The sequence below is a fragment of the Streptomyces niveus genome (assembly GCF_001723055.1).
In the GTDB taxonomy this organism is placed as follows: Bacteria; Actinomycetota; Actinomycetes; order Streptomycetales; family Streptomycetaceae; genus Streptomyces; species Streptomyces niveus.
Genome location: NZ_MDCR01000510.1, coordinates 1 through 1,090 on the forward strand (window position 1 = coordinate 1; position 1,090 = coordinate 1,090).

The 1,090-nt window shown below is 75.1% G+C and carries 1 protein-coding gene and 1 pseudogene; both read left to right on the forward strand.

All coding sequences use genetic code 11. The features are described from left to right. A pseudogene (locus BHU15_RS37065) lies at nucleotides 1-188 on the forward strand (hypothetical protein); the annotation flags it as partial. Between the two features lie 56 nt (nucleotides 189-244). Beyond that, on the forward strand, nucleotides 245-1,090 hold an 846-nt coding region (locus BHU15_RS37070), incomplete at its 3' end, for an ADP-ribosylglycohydrolase family protein (protein WP_069631092.1).

Below are 1,090 nucleotides of genomic sequence, written 5' to 3' on the forward strand. Positions count from 1 at the left end.
CCGCGCCCGCCCTCGCCGGCGCGCTGACCGGGGCGCTCGGCGGCGGCGCGGCCGTACCCGCGGCCTGGCGCGACGCCTGCCGCACTCTGGCGGGCTGTGCGCTGCCCCGCCTCGCGGGTACGGACCTGGTCGAACTCGCCGGGCTGTTGGCGCGCACGCTCGCCGAGGCGGACCACAACTCCCGGTAGCGCCACGGGCGGCGAGCTTCACCCCACCGGGACGCACCCGGGTGGACAATTCCGGCATGACGCCACCCACACCATCCGCCACGCCCTCGCTCGAAGACCGGATCACCGGCAGTCTCGTCGGCGCGGCCGTCGGCGACGCGCTCGGGGGCCCCGTCGAGGGCTACACCCCCGAGCAGATCATGGACCGGCACGGCGGCCGGGTCTGCGGCATCGTCGGCCCCTGGAACGAGGACTGGCGTACGGCGCGGCCCATCGCCCCGTACCACAAGGGCGACGGGCACGTCACCGACGACACCTTGCTGACGCACGCGCTGGTGCGGGTGTACGACACGGTCCGCGACCACCTCGACGCGTACGCCGTCGCCGGCCATCTCGTCCCCGACCTGATCTCCACACCGCGCTGGATCCCGGAGTTGGAGGCGGAGGCGCTGCCGCTCCAGCGGATCTTCCTCGCCGAGAAGTGGCTCGTCGCGCGCATCCACTACGGGCACGTCGACCCCCGTGAGGCGGGCACCGGGAACATCGTCAACTGCGGTGCGGCGATGTACATGGCGCCCGTGGGCCTCGTCAACGCGGCGAATCCGGCCGCGGCGTACGCGGAGGCGATCGATGTCGCCGGCGCGCACCAGTCCTCGTACGGCAGGGAGGCGGCCGGTGTCCTCGCGGCGGGGGTCGCGGCGGCGTGTGCGCCGGGGGCGACGCCGACGAGCGTGGTGGAGGCGTGCCTCGCGCTCGCCAAGGACGGGACGCGTGCGGCGATCGAGGCGGTGTGCGAAGTGGCCGCCGGCTACCAGGACTTCGAGCCCGCGCTGCGTCCGCTGCGTGACGCGGTCGCGCCGTTCGACACCGTGGGCCCCGACTACCGCGCCCCGTCCCTGGGCGCGCGCCGGCCGTCGCGGCTG